This window comes from Clostridium acetobutylicum ATCC 824 (genome assembly GCF_000008765.1).
In the GTDB taxonomy this organism is placed as follows: domain Bacteria; phylum Bacillota; class Clostridia; order Clostridiales; family Clostridiaceae; genus Clostridium_S; species Clostridium_S acetobutylicum.
Genome location: NC_003030.1, coordinates 550,760 through 565,049, shown reverse-complemented (window position 1 = coordinate 565,049; position 14,290 = coordinate 550,760). Strand labels below are relative to the sequence as shown.

Sequence of the window (14,290 nt, the reverse complement as noted above, 5' to 3'; positions counted from 1 at the left end):
TATTCACAACTATCTCATTTTATTATAACTAATTTTTTTTATTGAATATGGAATTTCCTTCAATATGTCAGAGGCTGTTATATTAGCCATCTTATTTGCTAACACATCACCACAATATCCATGAATAAAAGTTCCAATAGCCGCTGCCATAATAGGCGAATATCCTTGTCCAACTAACGACACTATAATTCCTGTTAAGCAGTCGCCCATTCCACCTGATGCCATATAACTGCTGCCAGTTGTATTTACAAAAACCTCTTTACCATCTGTTATTACTGTCTTATACCCTTTTAAAACTATTATTACATCATATTTAGCTGCAAAATTTTTAGCAATATCTATTCTGTTCTTTTCAAGCTTTTCAATAGATACACCTGATATTCTTGACATCTCACCTGGGTGAGGCGTGAGTATTACTTTATTTTTACTATTTTTTAATGTATCGAGCCTCCCCTTAAGAACGTTTATTCCATCTGCATCAATCACAATAGGGCAACATGCTGTAGATAAAATTTCCTTCACTTTATAAAAAGTTTCTTCAGTATTTCCCATTCCTGGCCCTACAGCTATTGCATCACTTGAAGTAATAATTTTTTCAATTTTTTCTTTATCGTTAAAACTAGCAGTCATAGCCTCTACAAGTTTGCTACTTAGTAAATTTTGTAATTCCTCTTTTGTGCATAAGGTAATTAAACCAGAACCTGATCTAACAGCAGCTTCTGTGGATATATATGCTGCTCCAGAATACCCCTTTGCTCCAGCAAAAATTGCCACTCTTCCAAAGTTACCTTTATGTGCATACTTATCTCTTTTTATAATACTATTCGATGCCATTTCTTCGTCTACTATGTACTCATTCTCATGAAATTTATCTATTACAAATTTAGGTACTCCTATGTTTTCTATTACTATCTCTCCTGTGTAATCTTCGCTTCTGTATCTAAAAAAACCTCTTTTGTACATAACAAATGATATTGTCTTATGTGCTTTTATGGCTATCCCCATTTCAATTCCAGTATCACTGCTTAAACCTGAAGGTGTATCAACTGCCATAATATAATTTCCTTCATCATTTATTATGGAGATTACATCTCTATATATGCCTTTAACTTCTCTACTAAGTCCTGTACCAAATATGCAGTCTAAAATCAGGTCAGCTGATTGAACAGCCGTTTTAAATTCTTCTAAATCATCTTCATTCGCTAAATTTATCACTTGTATCCCAATATTGCTCAGTATATCGTAATTAAATTTACAGTCGCTACTCATCTTTTCTATATTTCCTACACAAAATATCTTTAGATTTCTTCCTATTGCATTTAGGTGTCTTGCACATGCCATTCCATCTCCGCCATTATTTCCAACACCACATACTAAAACTATATCCTTAAATTCTTCTCCTATGTTTTTTACTACTTTTAGAGCCGCGTTTTCCATAAGAATATTTCCTGGTATTCCTAAACTTGTAGTACAAAATTGATCTATCTTATTCATAATTTTTGAGGTACCAACTTTCACCTTAAAACACCTCCAAAACAGCATAAGCTATAGCCTTTTCTCTATCATGAGAAATACTTAATTGAACTTGGTATTTTCCATAACCTTCAGCAATAGCTCTTGCACCTCCATTTAAAACTACTATTGGTTTTCCTAAATCATCCTTATGAATTTCTATATTTTTAAAACTAAAGCCTCTAAAACCAGTTCCAAGTGCTTTTGAAACAGCTTCTTTAGCAGAAAATCTTCCTGCTATGTATTGTGCCTTTGTCTTTTCAGCTTTTATATATGCTATTTCTCTTCTGCTAAACAATTTTTCAATAAATTTATAATTTCTATCAATAGCGTTCTTTACTCTATTTATTTCAATAATATCAACGCCAACTCCTTTAATCATAACTACACCTCTTAATTTTAAAATAGATTGCGAAATTTATTATACTATAAAGAACAAACTTCTGCATTACTACTAGCTATTGCTTAAATTTAAATGTTTTACTGACTATTTTAGAATTGATTGCATAAAAATAGTGAAAGAGCAGAGTTATAATTTAAATTATAAAACTCTGATTTTTCACCCACTTATTTTTCATCTAATATATAATTTATGAATCCGACTTGTCCACAGCTTAACCTACAAAATCAAAATCAAAGTCAGCTGTATAATTATCTACATAGGATCCTATAACTTCTATAAAATGTATTGGCGAAACCACATTTTTATATAGAATCTCCATAAGATTATGTACTTTTTCTTTTTCCACGCTTATATTTTTAATATCGTCCCTCTCAATATTAACTATTTTATTGTCCACAAAATCTTTTCTCTCAACTTCTATACCGTAAGATTGTATTTTTGTATTGTCATATTTATGACATATTGTTAATTCCCCTTTTATAAGTCTGTACTCGTATTCATAAACCCTATCCACCATTTCAACTTTTTTCTTCAAAATTTCAACTACTTGCATAACAAAACCTCCAATCAACCTTATATAAACATGTTATCATAATTTTCAGAAATATTATGTCACTATATGAAACACTCAAAAATTTTTCATACTTTAAATTCCGACACATTATTAGAATGATTAATCCATTATTACTATTTTTCTTCATTTTTTTTACAGCAATAATTGGATTAAACTTTTAAGCGTATACTTATCACTATTTATTTCAAGTAAATATTGCAAAATCATGTCGCAATATTTCATTTAATACACAAATTTTTTTAATATAACTATTTCATAATTCCTGATACTTTAATGATATAATTATGTTATGAATTTTTACATAAGGAGATGTTTGTATATTGGATAAGCGAATTGCCGTAGTCGGTATAATTCTAGATGATATAAGCATGGCACAAGAAGTAAATAAAATTCTTCATATGCACAGCTCAGTAATTGTCGGAAGGATGGGCATACCTTATAGAGAAAAAGGAATTTCGGTAATATCTATAATTGTAGACGGTACCATGGATGAATTAAGCTCCCTTACTGGTAAACTTGGTAGAATACCTGGCGTAAGCGTAAAATCAGCTGTTTCAAAGAAAGCTTAATTATTGTAAAACCGTATATAAAAACTCATACATATTTTTATACGTATGAGTTATAATTTTATTCGCTATTTTGTATCACTTAAAAACTTCTGTTGACAAGCCCTCATGTATCCTAGATTCTCATCATCAAATGTCTTATTGAGTTTTAATATATCTTGTATTTTCTTATTACTTACTATAAACTTTCTTTGCTTTTCTTTCTCATCTTCTAACCACTGCTGTTCATTATCATTAAGAATAGATTCGTCATTTAAAAAATACCAAGAATTATCTTTATTAATAAGCGTTACTATTTCTATATCTGGTCTCGGTTTGCTAATTCCTTTAAAATAAGCATTAAAAGCTGACACCATTATCTTCAATCTATTTTTGGAATTAACATTGTATATTCCAATAAGATTTATTTTTGTTATTCCAAAATTCTCAAGTTTTTTCTTTATTGCCAAAGTATTTGAGCTTTCAGGATTGCTATAGAATTTACTCAAGCCTTTTGAATCACCACTAACCTCATCACTATAATACTCATTAATAAATTTCTTTTCTTCTGGTTTAATGGAATTTTCCTTACCAACTTTTCTTTTACTATTTTGATTTTTATCCTTATTATTACATCCAAATAACATAAAAACACCTAAAAATACAACAAAAATTAAAACTATTTTAAACCAAAAGCCTTTCACCACTTTACCTCTATTCTAAAATTATTATTACCTTCTGCAATTCTAAATTTTACACTAAAACACTCCCTATGTAAATACATATAATCTTATGATTTTGTTAATTTATTGGGATTTTTTATTTCAAAATAAACTGCATTTATTTCGCCTCCACAAATTATTATAAAAGATATTATAAAAAGCCAAGTCATCAGAACTATAACTGCCCCTATACTTCCATATACTTTCGAATAATTTCCAAAATTGTTTACATAGTATGTAAAGCATATAGATGATATTACCCACCCAAGTGCACTTATTACAGCTCCTGGAAATACCATTTTCCACTTGTGTTTATTAGCTGGAGTGTATCTATATAATGCTGCAAATGAAAAAATCATTCCTATTGTTAAAATCCCATATTTTATCAAATCCCAAACTCCATATCCAAAAAACTCGTTAATTCCAAATTTCTTTATGATTAATTCCTCATTTATATCACCAAATACAATTAAAAGCATTGCAAAAAATATAGTTATTATTAATCCAAATGTAAAAATTATTGATATAAGCTGTACTTTTAAAAAGCTTCTTCTTTCATTATCTTTATAGGAATTGTTTAAACCTCTTATTACAGCATTAAATCCTGAAACACAAGACCAAATACTAGTTATTAAACTTACAGAAAGAAGCTTACCATTTTTAGTATCTACAACTTCCTTTACGATATTTTTAACTAACCCATATACTTGATATGGTACAACTTTTCTCATCGCCTCAAGTACATCACTACTTTTAATACTACTGAATCCCACAAGTGTCATAAGAAATATTAAGAATGGAAAAAAAGCAAATATAAGACTATATGCAAGTTGAGAGGATAAAGCAATTATTCCATCATCAATAAGCCTTTTTATAAATACAGAAACGTAGTTTTTTATCCTTAACAATTTTGCAGACATAATATACTTCCCTTCCCTATATAAATTTCATTATATATTATATCCACATTTCTTATTTTTTTATTAACATTTCCAAGCATAATATTCACAGTATCAACAAATAAACAAAAAGAGATTATGTAAAACCACTTTACAATTTTACATAATCTCTAAAAATTCACTAGTTTGCTTTCTTTTCAATTAACTCTGCTAAACCATGAGCTAAAGTATTAAGTCTATCTTGATCTTCTCCCTCAAGCATAACTCTAACTAAAGGCTCAGTACCAGAAGGCCTTATTAATACTCTACCTTTACCATGCAGTTCTTCCTCAATCTTCTTAATTTCATCAGATATCTCCTTATCTTCAAGGTATATATCCTTTTTATTATTAGGCACCTTTGCATTTGCAAGTACCTGTGGAAGCTTATGCATTATAGATGCAAGCTTTGACAGTGTTTTTCTACTCTCTTTTACTATTGAACATATCTTAAGAGCCGTTACAAGTCCGTCTCCTGTTGTATTATAGTCTAAGAATATTATATGACCAGATTGTTCTCCACCAAGCTTGTATCCTTCTTTTAACATCTCTTCAAGAACGTATCTGTCTCCAACCTTAGTTTTTACTGTTTTAATATTTGCTTTATCTAATGCTAAAAATAATCCCATATTACTCATAACAGTAACAACAACTACATCCTTATGTAATTCACCTTTATCCTTTAAGTACTTACCACAGATAGCCATTATAAAGTCACCATCTATCAGGTTTCCCTTTTCATCAACAGCAAGACATCTATCAGCATCACCATCAAAAGCAAGACCTAAATCACAATTTTTCTTAACAACATAATCCATCAATTCCTCAGGATGTGTAGAACCACAGTTACAGTTTATATTTATTCCATCTGGATCATTGTTTATAACAGTTACCTGGGCACCAAGTTCTCTAAAGGTTTTTACCGCAGTTTTATACGCAGCTCCATTTGCACAGTCAAGAGCTATTTTCATTCCCTTTAAATCTGTTCCTATAGTGCTTTTGGCAAACTTAATATAATCTTCTTCTGCAGATTCCTCTACAACCTTTCTTCCAACACTTTCACCAGTAGGAAGCGGTACTCCCTCAAAGTCACTTTCTATAATTTTCTGAATTTCGTCCTCAAGATTATCTGATAGCTTGTAACCTTTTGCATCAAAAAACTTTATTCCATTGTATTCTACCGGATTATGGGATGCAGATATTACTACACCAGCATCTGCTTTGTATTTTCTAGTCAAATAAGCAACCGCAGGAGTAGGCACTATACCAACACATACAGCTTCAGCTCCAACAGAAAGTATACCTGAAACAAGCGCAGCTTCAAGCATATCGCCTGAAATTCTAGTATCCATACCAACCAATATTTTAGGTTTATGAGTTTCATTTGTTAAAACATACGCTCCTGCTCTTCCAAGTCTATATGCAAGCTCTGCTGTAAGTTCTTTATTGGCTATTCCTCTTACTCCATCAGTTCCAAACATTCTACCCATAGATATTATCCTACCTTTCTAATCCACTATTATTAAAATATTACATTTTAACTTTTGTAATTATTACTTCATATTTTTATAATATCTTATATAGATTAGCATATATATAATCTAAAAACAATATTACAGAAAACAAAACCGGAACACTTGCAATAACTTTATCTGATATATTGTACTCTTCTCTAACAGCTTCATCCTGTTTTTGACTTTCTATCTTATCTTTATTCATATCCATAAGTTCTCTTATGAGTATAATAATAACACCAAGCGCTACAGCCGCTAATACTGCTCCAAATAGTAAAGTTGCAATCTTCTGATTTGCAGGAAGATTTCTAATTGCATTTCCTGTTGGTTTTGCATTTTGCCTCATTGCAAACCAAGACACTACAGCACTAAAACTATTAAATATAAAATGAGCAATCATAGATGCAAATATAGAATCACATGAATATACAAGATAAGAAAGAATTGTACCAAGTGCAAAGGTATACAAAAATTGAGGCGGATTAAGATGCAAAACTCCGAACAAAAATCCATTTATTAAAGCTGCCTTTTTGATTGATATTCCCTTATATGCCGACAAAATAGAACCTCTTACTAAAAGTTCTTCGCAGAATGCTGGTACTATGCCCAGTACAAAGATCATTTCTAAAAGAGGTGTACCCTTCATATTCCTTATTACAGTTTCTACATTGTTACGAAAAAATAATCCCGTAAAGTTTGCTAAGAAGCTTGCAATAGGTATAAAAAATAAAGCTACCAATATAATAATAAATGCACTTTTAAAATTAATGGGATTAAACCTTAAAACTTTTTTAAATGACTGTCTAGTAACTAAGATATAAACTAAATTAGGAATAATTAAAAGCACAATTTGAGTAACTATAAGCGCAATAGCAAAATTAGGTCTAAGCTTTGTATTAAACTGTTGTATAATTGTGCCCCCAATTATCTGAAGCACTATTAAGGCAAGAAAAAATATATTAGCCTTTGTTATTCTTTTCAATTTATTTCCTCCTCATTTATAGTATTTCTTAAAGAAATTGAGCCTATGTAAAATAGCTGTACATGAGTAAAATATATCTATAATTATACCATTAATGTATTTTTTTTAAATAACATATTCTATGTATATTGAAAGTTTTATACATTAATACTATAATACATAAGAAAGTTGGTGATAAAATTGAAATTTACTTGGTATGGTCAATCGTGTTTTCTTATTGAAACCAGCAGAAATAAAAAAATATTACTAGATCCGTTCAACAATTCCATAGGATACCCTACCTTTAAGGGTGAGGCTGACATAATAACTGTAAGCCATCATCACTTTGATCATGACTTTATCGACTGTGTTACTAATTCGCCAAAAGTAATTGATAAACCTGGAGATTATAAAATCGATGACATAACCATAAAGGGTATACCTTCCTTTCATGACAATGTACATGGTGCCGCTAGAGGCGAAAACACTATTTTTTTGTTTAACATAGACGGTTTTAATGTATGCCATCTTGGGGATATAGGTTACGTTTTATCTGATTTGGAAGTGAAAAGTCTTGGAAATGTAGATGTACTCATGATTCCTGTAGGTGGTAATTTTACAATAGATGGCGCAGAGGCTGGTCAACTATGTAAAAAAATCAATAGTAATATCATACTTCCTATGCATTATAAAACCACCTTCACTATTTTACCTCTTGAAGGCGCCGAGAAATTTATAATGAGTATGAAAAATGCAGAAAGACTCCAAAGCAATGTACTAACCTTAGACACGAAAACAAATGAAAAAAATCAGGTTAAAATTTTCTCCATTAAGTAGTTATTTTAACCTGATAATTCTCTGATTGCTTGAACCTGCGTACTTAGGTGCATTTTCTGTTAACTCAGCTTTGAATTCTCCATCAACCAAAACATCTATGTATTTCAGTAGTTCAAGCTTATTGGAATCTTTTTCTTTTAAAATCTCTTCATATGTATATCCTGTATAACACCATATATTAAGACCTAGCTTCTTTATTTCCTTTGATATATTAATTAACCCTTCAGCTTGTTCTAAAGGATCTCCACCTGAAAAAGTCACCCCTTTTATTATAGGAACATTGCTCTTAATTCTATTAAATATTTCCTCCGCAGAAACACTTTCGCCGTATTTAAAATCCTGCATATCCGTATTCTGGCATCCCGGGCATCTTCTCCTACAGCCTGATAAAAATAATACAGATCTAAGTCCCTCTCCATTCACCATTGAATTATCTAAAAAACCCGCAACTCTAAGTTCCATAAAATCCCCCACCTATGTAAAAATAATCTTCTTCATTTCACTGTAATACCTTGTAGTAAAATGAAGAAGCTTTTTTATTATTTATAACAGTGTTTTGCAGTTCCTTGTGATATTCTATCAGCTCTTTCTGCTGCCTTTCCAACACCAAATCTCTCATCTAGGCTTAAATATCCTGTAACTCTTGATATTCCCTGAATATCGTGGCTTCCGCACTTCTTGCACTTCATATCTGATGCATCCAAATACTCTCCACAATCCTTGCAATATCTTATGTGGAAGTTTATTCCTATATAATTTATGTTTGTATTTTCATATGCATATTTAATTATGTTCATTATTGTCTCTTCATCGCCATAATCATCAAGCTCTATATAGGATATATGTCCACCATTACATAATTTATGATAAGGTGCCTCTATATTTATTTTTTCCTTTATAGATATATCAAAACCAACTGGTACATGATAACTATTAGTATAGTAATCCTTATCTGTAACCCCTGGTATTTCTCCAAAAATAACTTTATCCTTAGCAATAAATTTTCCAGATAAGCCTTCAGCTGGTGTAGCGTAACAACTCCAATTAAGCTTTATATGCTTCTTTAAATCATCAAGATAATCTCTTATATATGAAACTATTTTAATTCCAAGCTCTTTTGCTTCTTCTGTTTCTCCGTGATGATGTCCTGTAAGGGCTACAAGTGTTTCAGCCAGTCCTATAAAACCAACTCCCCATGTACCTTGTTTAAGAACTGGTTCTATGGAATCATCCGGTTTTAAATTTTCAGAACCCTTCATAAGGTTTTGTCCTACAACAAACGGTAAATCTTTAACCTTTAACTTTTTAAGCACACTATATCTGTGAAGCAAGCTTTCTTTTGCGATTTCAAGTCTTGAATGTAAAAGTTCAAAGAATTTATCTACATCACCTTTTGCAAGTATACCTATTCTTGGTAAGTTAACGGTTGTAGGTGCTATATTTCCTCTTCCCTTTACTCCTGGTTCTCCATTTATATTTGACATTAAATAAGTTCTACATCCCATTGTTGCTGGAATATATCCCTTATCATAATACTCTTTATTAAAATCAGCATCTATATTCATAAACGTAGGGTTCATTCTTTTAGCTGCAACTCTACAAGCTAGTTTAAATAAATAGTAGTATGGATCATTTTCGTTTCTATTCACACCACTTTTAACTCTAAAAATTATATTAGGGAAAATTGGTTGTTCACCATTTCCAAGTCCTTTTTCGTATTCTTTTAAAAATATTTCGCACACAAGTGCTGCATCCTTAGATTGAGGTATTCCAATATTTATAGATGAAAAAGGGACCTGCGAACCGGCCCTACTATGCATTGTGTTTAAATTATAAACTATACCCTGCATTGACTGCCCAACGATTCTCACTAATTTTTTTTCAACATATTCATCTAGCTTATCCGCTTCAACACCTATTTCTTCATATTCATGTCTTATTTGTCTTCTAGTTTCCTCAATAAATTCAGCCATATCGTTATCAAAATCAGGATGTGACTGACCTCCAAACATATCATTTTGTGTTGATTGTAGAAGTATACATGAAAGCTCCGCAGCTGACTCTATTCTCTTTGGTGGTCTTATATATCCATAACCTGTATTAAATCCACTTTGTAGAACTTCCTTTGTTGGAATATGAAGACAGTTTATACTCAAATTATAACTATCTAAATCATGTAGATATATATCTCCATTTTCATGAGCTCTAGATATTTTTTTAGGCATAGCAGAAAGATTGTGCCATTTGTTAGATTCACTAGCTATTCTTAAAAGCTTTGAACTATAGTTGTTTCCAACATTAGCATTATCTCTATCAGTTTCTATTCCGATTTTCTCTATAACCTTCATAAGATCAGATTTTATCTCTCTTACCTTTGTTCTCTCTTTTCTATATGTACAATAGGCCATACCTATTTCCTTATTTCCGTTTTCAAGAAGCACTTCCTCAACTAAGTTTTGCACTTCCTCAACTGAAATTTCTCTTATCTTTAAATCCTCAACTCTTCCTATAACTTTTTGAGTTAATTCAAGTATATCACTTTGCTTAATGTCATAGCCAATCTCATCGGCCGCTCCTTTTATGGCATTAAATATTTTATTAGAATCGAATACTACCTGTCTACCATCTCTTTTTACTACATTTAGCATACAAATGCCCTCCAATACACTATATCTTGTACTTTGATATTATACATTAGTACTTTTTTTATATCAAAATCTAAAATATACATATTGCATTGTAATTCAATTTTTAGTCACTATGGACTTTATTTCTTATGTTTTTCTCCGCCATACTGTATTTGATATTTTTGAAATCATGATTGATGCTTTGGTATGACTTCCATAACTTAATGTAAACCTAAATTGAAAGAATATTTATCATTTTAACCACTCTTCTATTCAGTGGAAGATATGGAAAACTAGTTGATATTAATTATAAAGGCGTATATACCATCTTAATTTAAAAATATCATTAGTATTATTAAGCATATGTAAGTTAATATCACTATAATTGCATATTTACCATATTAAAAACCATAATAGATAAATATATATTAAAAAAGCGTTATGAAAATACAACTCATTTTCATAACGCAAAATTTATTAGTTTTTAAAACTGTGTATTGGTGAAGGTATTCTTCCACCTCTATTAATAAAATCAGCCGAAGAAAATTTGCTTACAGGCATTACAGGTGCCGTTCCAAAAAGTCCTCCGAATTCTACGCTGTCACCTACACCCATTCCTATTGCTGGAATTATACGCACTGCTGTAGTTTTATTATTTATAACTCCTATTGCAGCTTCATCAGCAATTATTCCAGAAATTGTTTCAGCTGGTGTATCTCCAGGCACTGCTATCATATCGAGTCCTACTGAACATACACAAGTCATAGCTTCAAGCTTTTCTAAATTAAGTGCACCGCTCTTAACTGCAGCTATCATACCCTCATCTTCACTTACAGGTATGAAAGCACCACTAAGTCCTCCAACATGTGAAGCAGCCATTATTCCGCCCTTTTTAACGGCATCATTTAATAATGCAAGTGCTGCCGTTGTTCCTGGAGCACCACACGCTTCAACTCCTATTTCTTCTATTATTCTTGCAACACTATCTCCAACTGCTGGAGTTGGTGCAAGTGATAAATCTATTATTCCAAATGGAACATCTAATTTTTTAGACGCTTCTCTAGCAACAAGTTGGCCAGCTCTAGTGATTCTAAAAGCTGTCTTCTTTATTGTTTCAGCAACCACATCAAATGGTTCGCCCTTTACCTTTTCAAGTGAAGCCTTAACAACACCAGGACCACTTATCCCAACGTTTATTACGCATTCAGCTTCTCCTACCCCATGAAATGCTCCTGCCATAAAAGGATTATCCTCAATAGCATTGGCAAATACAACAAGCTTCATGCATTCCATTCCGTTAGTTGAGGCACTTAAATTTGCAACATCCTTTATTATATGTCCCATTTGCTTAACTGCATTCATATTTATTCCTGTTTTGCTACTTCCAACATTCACAGATGAGCAAACAATATCTGTAGTATGTAACGCTTCTGGGATAGACTGTAATAAGATCTTATCCCCCTTAGTGCATCCTTTATGGACAAGTGCTGAAAATCCTCCTATGAGATTAACTCCAACTGCTTTAGCTGCTCTATCTAAAGTTTTAGCATACTCAACATAGTCTTTATCATCAGATGACTCTGCAATCATTGAAATTGGAGTTACTGAAATTCTTTTATTGATTATAGGAATACCATAATCTCTTTCTATCTCTTCTCCAACTCTTACCAAATCCTGTGCATATCTGGTTATTTTATCGTAAATCCTCTTTCTGGATTCTTCTCCATTAAAACTGCAACAGTCTCTTAAAGATATACCCATGGTTATTGTACGTATATCAAGTTTTTGTTCTTCAATCATTTTTATTGTACTCATGATCTCGTTAGTATTCATCGATTTTTAATCTCCTTTACACCCTGTTCATTGAGTTGAATATGCCTTCATCCTGTATCTTGATTGAAACCCCAAGTTTTTTACCTTTTTCATCAAGTTCAGTCTTAACCTTATCAAAAGAAACAACCGAACAGGACAAATCTGTAAGCATTATCATAGTAAAGTATTCCTGCATTATAGTTTGACTTATGTCAAGAATATTAATTTTCATTTCAGCAAGAATAGAACTTACCCCAGCAATGATACCAACCTTGTCTTTTCCTATAACTGTAATAATCGCTTTCATAAAATAGCCTCCTTTTATAATATACGATTTAATTATAATACAAAATTCTTACTATGAATATAGCAAAAATATTTAGTATATTACATCAAAATATCATTTAGTACAATACCATCTACATTTTTCATTTCAAGTCCAAGTATAGCTGCCATAGTAGGTCCCTCATCTACAAGATTAGCATTTTCTATTGTAACTCCCTTTTTTATACCACAGCCAAATGCTGCAAAAAACGTTCTATAACCTTCTTTAAGAGGATCATATCCGTGAGTTGCTGCAAAGTACCCTTCTTCATGTGCCCTACTTCTTGACTTTTTTATTTTCACAATCACATCTTTTTCATTCCAGCCGTTGTCAAAATAATATCCATCTTCAGCTTCGAGCATGAAATCAAAGTCTCCTCTGATATTCTTCTTAGCCGCTTCTTCCTTAGTATATATTTCTTTTATACCGTACCTTCCACTATCCTTCATATCGAAAAGAAGCTTTGATACCTCGTCAATATTTTGAGGATCCATCACTTTTATTTGGTTAGATCCGTCGCAATAATTTGCATATACCTTACAGTTTACTATCTTTCCCTTTCTATCTAAGTGTATGAGTCCTTTTTTCACAAAAGCAGTATTAATACAAATCTTATAGTCTACATCAGAAAATCCGTGATCACCTAAAACAATAAAGGCAGTTTCATCATATATTCCAGCTCTTTTTGAAGCCTCTATTATTTCTCCTAATCTCCTATCCTCTCTTTTTAAACCCTCATAAACATCCTCAGAAGCAAAACCAAATTTATGTCTTGCATGATCTATTTCGTTCAAGTGCAATAATGTTAAATTAGGTTTTTTATTTTCTACCATATAACATACTGACTTACATAAGAAGTCATCCAAATTAGGCTGCTCTGCCCCCTTTAATGTAGTTCCAAACTTCAATATTAATTTAAGAAGAAATAATGGTGTTCCGTTTACAAGTGATGCTATAACTTGGTTTGTGTATGGTTTTACACTCCAAACCTCAGGACAATTATAATGAATTTTAGCTCCACCCATAACTGGCCAAAAAACATTTCCAACCTTCATACCATGTTCAAGTGCAATATCTACTAAAGTTGGTACCTTAATATACTTCTTTTGCCAATACCATTCTTGGGTTTTTACTCCTATCTGCATTTTTTCATTATTAAATATTCCATGCTTCTCTGGATAGGTTCCAGTTATTATTGATGTATGTGATGGGTATGTAACAGATGGGTACACTCCTGTAACCTCCCTAACATATGAACCATTATTTATTATGTTTGAAAAGTTAGGAAGCTCCTTTATAAAATCAAAATCCTTTGCATTTAGGGCATCTATAGATATTACTATTAGATGCTTCGCTTTAGCTTTCATATTACGCTTATCCCTCCGAAATATATTATTTGTCTTTTATATAAAACTAGCGTGCAACTTTATAAACTGAGCCAGCTTTTATTTTTTAATATTATCATTTAAAAATAGTCCATTTATTAAGCTATAGTTAAATGTAATAGGGCTTCTAGGTTTA

At 31.5% G+C, this 14,290-nt stretch carries 14 protein-coding genes; 2 read left to right on the top strand and 12 right to left on the bottom strand.

The genetic code is table 11. The features are described from left to right. Positions 1 to 9: 9 nt before the first annotated feature. From CA_RS02700 to CA_RS02690, 3 genes are all read right to left on the bottom strand, one after another. Positions 10 to 1,518 (bottom strand): bifunctional ADP-dependent NAD(P)H-hydrate dehydratase/NAD(P)H-hydrate epimerase, encoded by a 1,509-nt coding sequence (locus CA_RS02700; protein ID WP_010963812.1) that lies wholly within the window; start codon positions 1,516 to 1,518, stop codon positions 10 to 12. 1 nt (position 1,519) lies between these two features. Next, positions 1,520 to 1,894 (bottom strand): holo-ACP synthase, encoded by a 375-nt coding sequence (gene acpS, locus CA_RS02695; RefSeq protein WP_010963811.1) that lies wholly within the window; start codon positions 1,892 to 1,894, stop codon positions 1,520 to 1,522. 232 nt (positions 1,895 to 2,126) lie between these two features. Beyond that, entirely contained in the window at positions 2,127 to 2,468 is a 342-nt protein-coding gene (locus CA_RS02690) for a DUF6514 family protein (RefSeq protein ID WP_010963810.1), read from the bottom strand. Positions 2,469 to 2,809: 341 nt separating this feature from the next. On the opposite strand from CA_RS02690, the gene CA_RS02685 reads away from it, so the two are divergent. Then, positions 2,810 to 3,058 (top strand): TM1266 family iron-only hydrogenase system putative regulator, encoded by a 249-nt coding sequence (locus CA_RS02685; RefSeq protein ID WP_010963809.1) that lies wholly within the window; start codon positions 2,810 to 2,812, stop codon positions 3,056 to 3,058. 65 nt (positions 3,059 to 3,123) lie between these two features. On the opposite strand, the gene CA_RS02680 is transcribed toward CA_RS02685, so the two are convergent. The 4 genes from CA_RS02680 to CA_RS02665 all read right to left on the bottom strand — a co-directional run bounded on the left by CA_RS02680 (position 3,124) and on the right by CA_RS02665 (position 7,189). Beyond that, positions 3,124 to 3,738 (bottom strand): hypothetical protein, encoded by a 615-nt coding sequence (locus tag CA_RS02680; RefSeq protein ID WP_010963808.1) that lies wholly within the window; start codon positions 3,736 to 3,738, stop codon positions 3,124 to 3,126. Positions 3,739 to 3,824: 86 nt separating this feature from the next. Then, a complete protein-coding gene (locus CA_RS02675; protein WP_010963807.1) occupies positions 3,825 to 4,676 on the bottom strand; it encodes a YihY/virulence factor BrkB family protein in 852 nt (283 codons plus the stop codon). A gap of 160 nt (positions 4,677 to 4,836) precedes the next feature. After that, positions 4,837 to 6,183, bottom strand: a complete 1,347-nt coding sequence (gene glmM, locus CA_RS02670; protein WP_010963806.1) for a phosphoglucosamine mutase — start codon at positions 6,181 to 6,183, stop codon at positions 4,837 to 4,839. A gap of 76 nt (positions 6,184 to 6,259) precedes the next feature. Beyond that, positions 6,260 to 7,189, bottom strand: a complete 930-nt coding sequence (locus tag CA_RS02665; protein ID WP_010963805.1) for a CPBP family intramembrane glutamic endopeptidase — start codon at positions 7,187 to 7,189, stop codon at positions 6,260 to 6,262. A 180-nt stretch (positions 7,190 to 7,369) separates the two neighbouring features. Here CA_RS02665 and CA_RS02660 point away from each other — a divergent pair, with 180 nt between their 5' ends. Continuing rightward, the gene (locus tag CA_RS02660; RefSeq protein ID WP_010963804.1) at positions 7,370 to 8,005 is read left to right on the top strand and encodes an MBL fold metallo-hydrolase; all 636 of its coding nucleotides are present in this window, start codon (positions 7,370 to 7,372) and stop codon (positions 8,003 to 8,005) included. Here CA_RS02660 and nrdG read toward each other — a convergent pair whose 3' ends face one another. The 5 genes from nrdG to CA_RS02635 all read right to left on the bottom strand — a co-directional run bounded on the left by nrdG (position 8,006) and on the right by CA_RS02635 (position 14,136). Beyond that, a complete protein-coding gene (gene nrdG / locus CA_RS02655) occupies positions 8,006 to 8,467 on the bottom strand; it encodes an anaerobic ribonucleoside-triphosphate reductase activating protein (protein ID WP_010963803.1) in 462 nt (153 codons plus the stop codon). A 77-nt stretch (positions 8,468 to 8,544) separates the two neighbouring features. Further along, entirely contained in the window at positions 8,545 to 10,653 is a 2,109-nt protein-coding gene (locus CA_RS02650; RefSeq protein ID WP_010963802.1) for an anaerobic ribonucleoside triphosphate reductase, read from the bottom strand. A 456-nt stretch (positions 10,654 to 11,109) separates the two neighbouring features. Further along, positions 11,110 to 12,465 (bottom strand): PFL family protein, encoded by a 1,356-nt coding sequence (locus CA_RS02645; protein WP_010963801.1) that lies wholly within the window; start codon positions 12,463 to 12,465, stop codon positions 11,110 to 11,112. Positions 12,466 to 12,481: 16 nt separating this feature from the next. Then, the gene (locus tag CA_RS02640; RefSeq protein ID WP_010963800.1) at positions 12,482 to 12,751 is read right to left on the bottom strand and encodes an ACT domain-containing protein; all 270 of its coding nucleotides are present in this window, start codon (positions 12,749 to 12,751) and stop codon (positions 12,482 to 12,484) included. 80 nt (positions 12,752 to 12,831) lie between these two features. Then, complete coding sequence (locus CA_RS02635; protein WP_010963799.1) at positions 12,832 to 14,136, bottom strand: ectonucleotide pyrophosphatase/phosphodiesterase; 1,305 nt, start codon at positions 14,134 to 14,136, stop codon at positions 12,832 to 12,834. Positions 14,137 to 14,290 lie beyond the last annotated feature (154 nt).

What these genes read in the sequence shown, in the direction of transcription:
- acpS (WP_010963811.1), bottom strand. Translation starts at nt 1,894, where the DNA reads ATGATTAAAGGAGTTGGCGTTGATATTATTGAAATAAATAGAGTAAAG.
- CA_RS02690 (WP_010963810.1), bottom strand. Translation starts at nt 2,468, where the DNA reads ATGCAAGTAGTTGAAATTTTGAAGAAAAAAGTTGAAATGGTGGATAGG.
- CA_RS02675 (WP_010963807.1), bottom strand. Translation starts at nt 4,676, where the DNA reads ATGTCTGCAAAATTGTTAAGGATAAAAAACTACGTTTCTGTATTTATA.
- glmM (WP_010963806.1), bottom strand. Translation starts at nt 6,183, where the DNA reads ATGGGTAGAATGTTTGGAACTGATGGAGTAAGAGGAATAGCCAATAAA.
- nrdG (WP_010963803.1), bottom strand. Translation starts at nt 8,467, where the DNA reads ATGGAACTTAGAGTTGCGGGTTTTTTAGATAATTCAATGGTGAATGGA.
- CA_RS02650 (WP_010963802.1), bottom strand. Translation starts at nt 10,653, where the DNA reads ATGCTAAATGTAGTAAAAAGAGATGGTAGACAGGTAGTATTCGATTCT.
- CA_RS02645 (WP_010963801.1), bottom strand. Translation starts at nt 12,465, where the DNA reads ATGAATACTAACGAGATCATGAGTACAATAAAAATGATTGAAGAACAA.
- CA_RS02640 (WP_010963800.1), bottom strand. Translation starts at nt 12,751, where the DNA reads ATGAAAGCGATTATTACAGTTATAGGAAAAGACAAGGTTGGTATCATT.
- CA_RS02635 (WP_010963799.1), bottom strand. Translation starts at nt 14,136, where the DNA reads ATGAAAGCTAAAGCGAAGCATCTAATAGTAATATCTATAGATGCCCTA.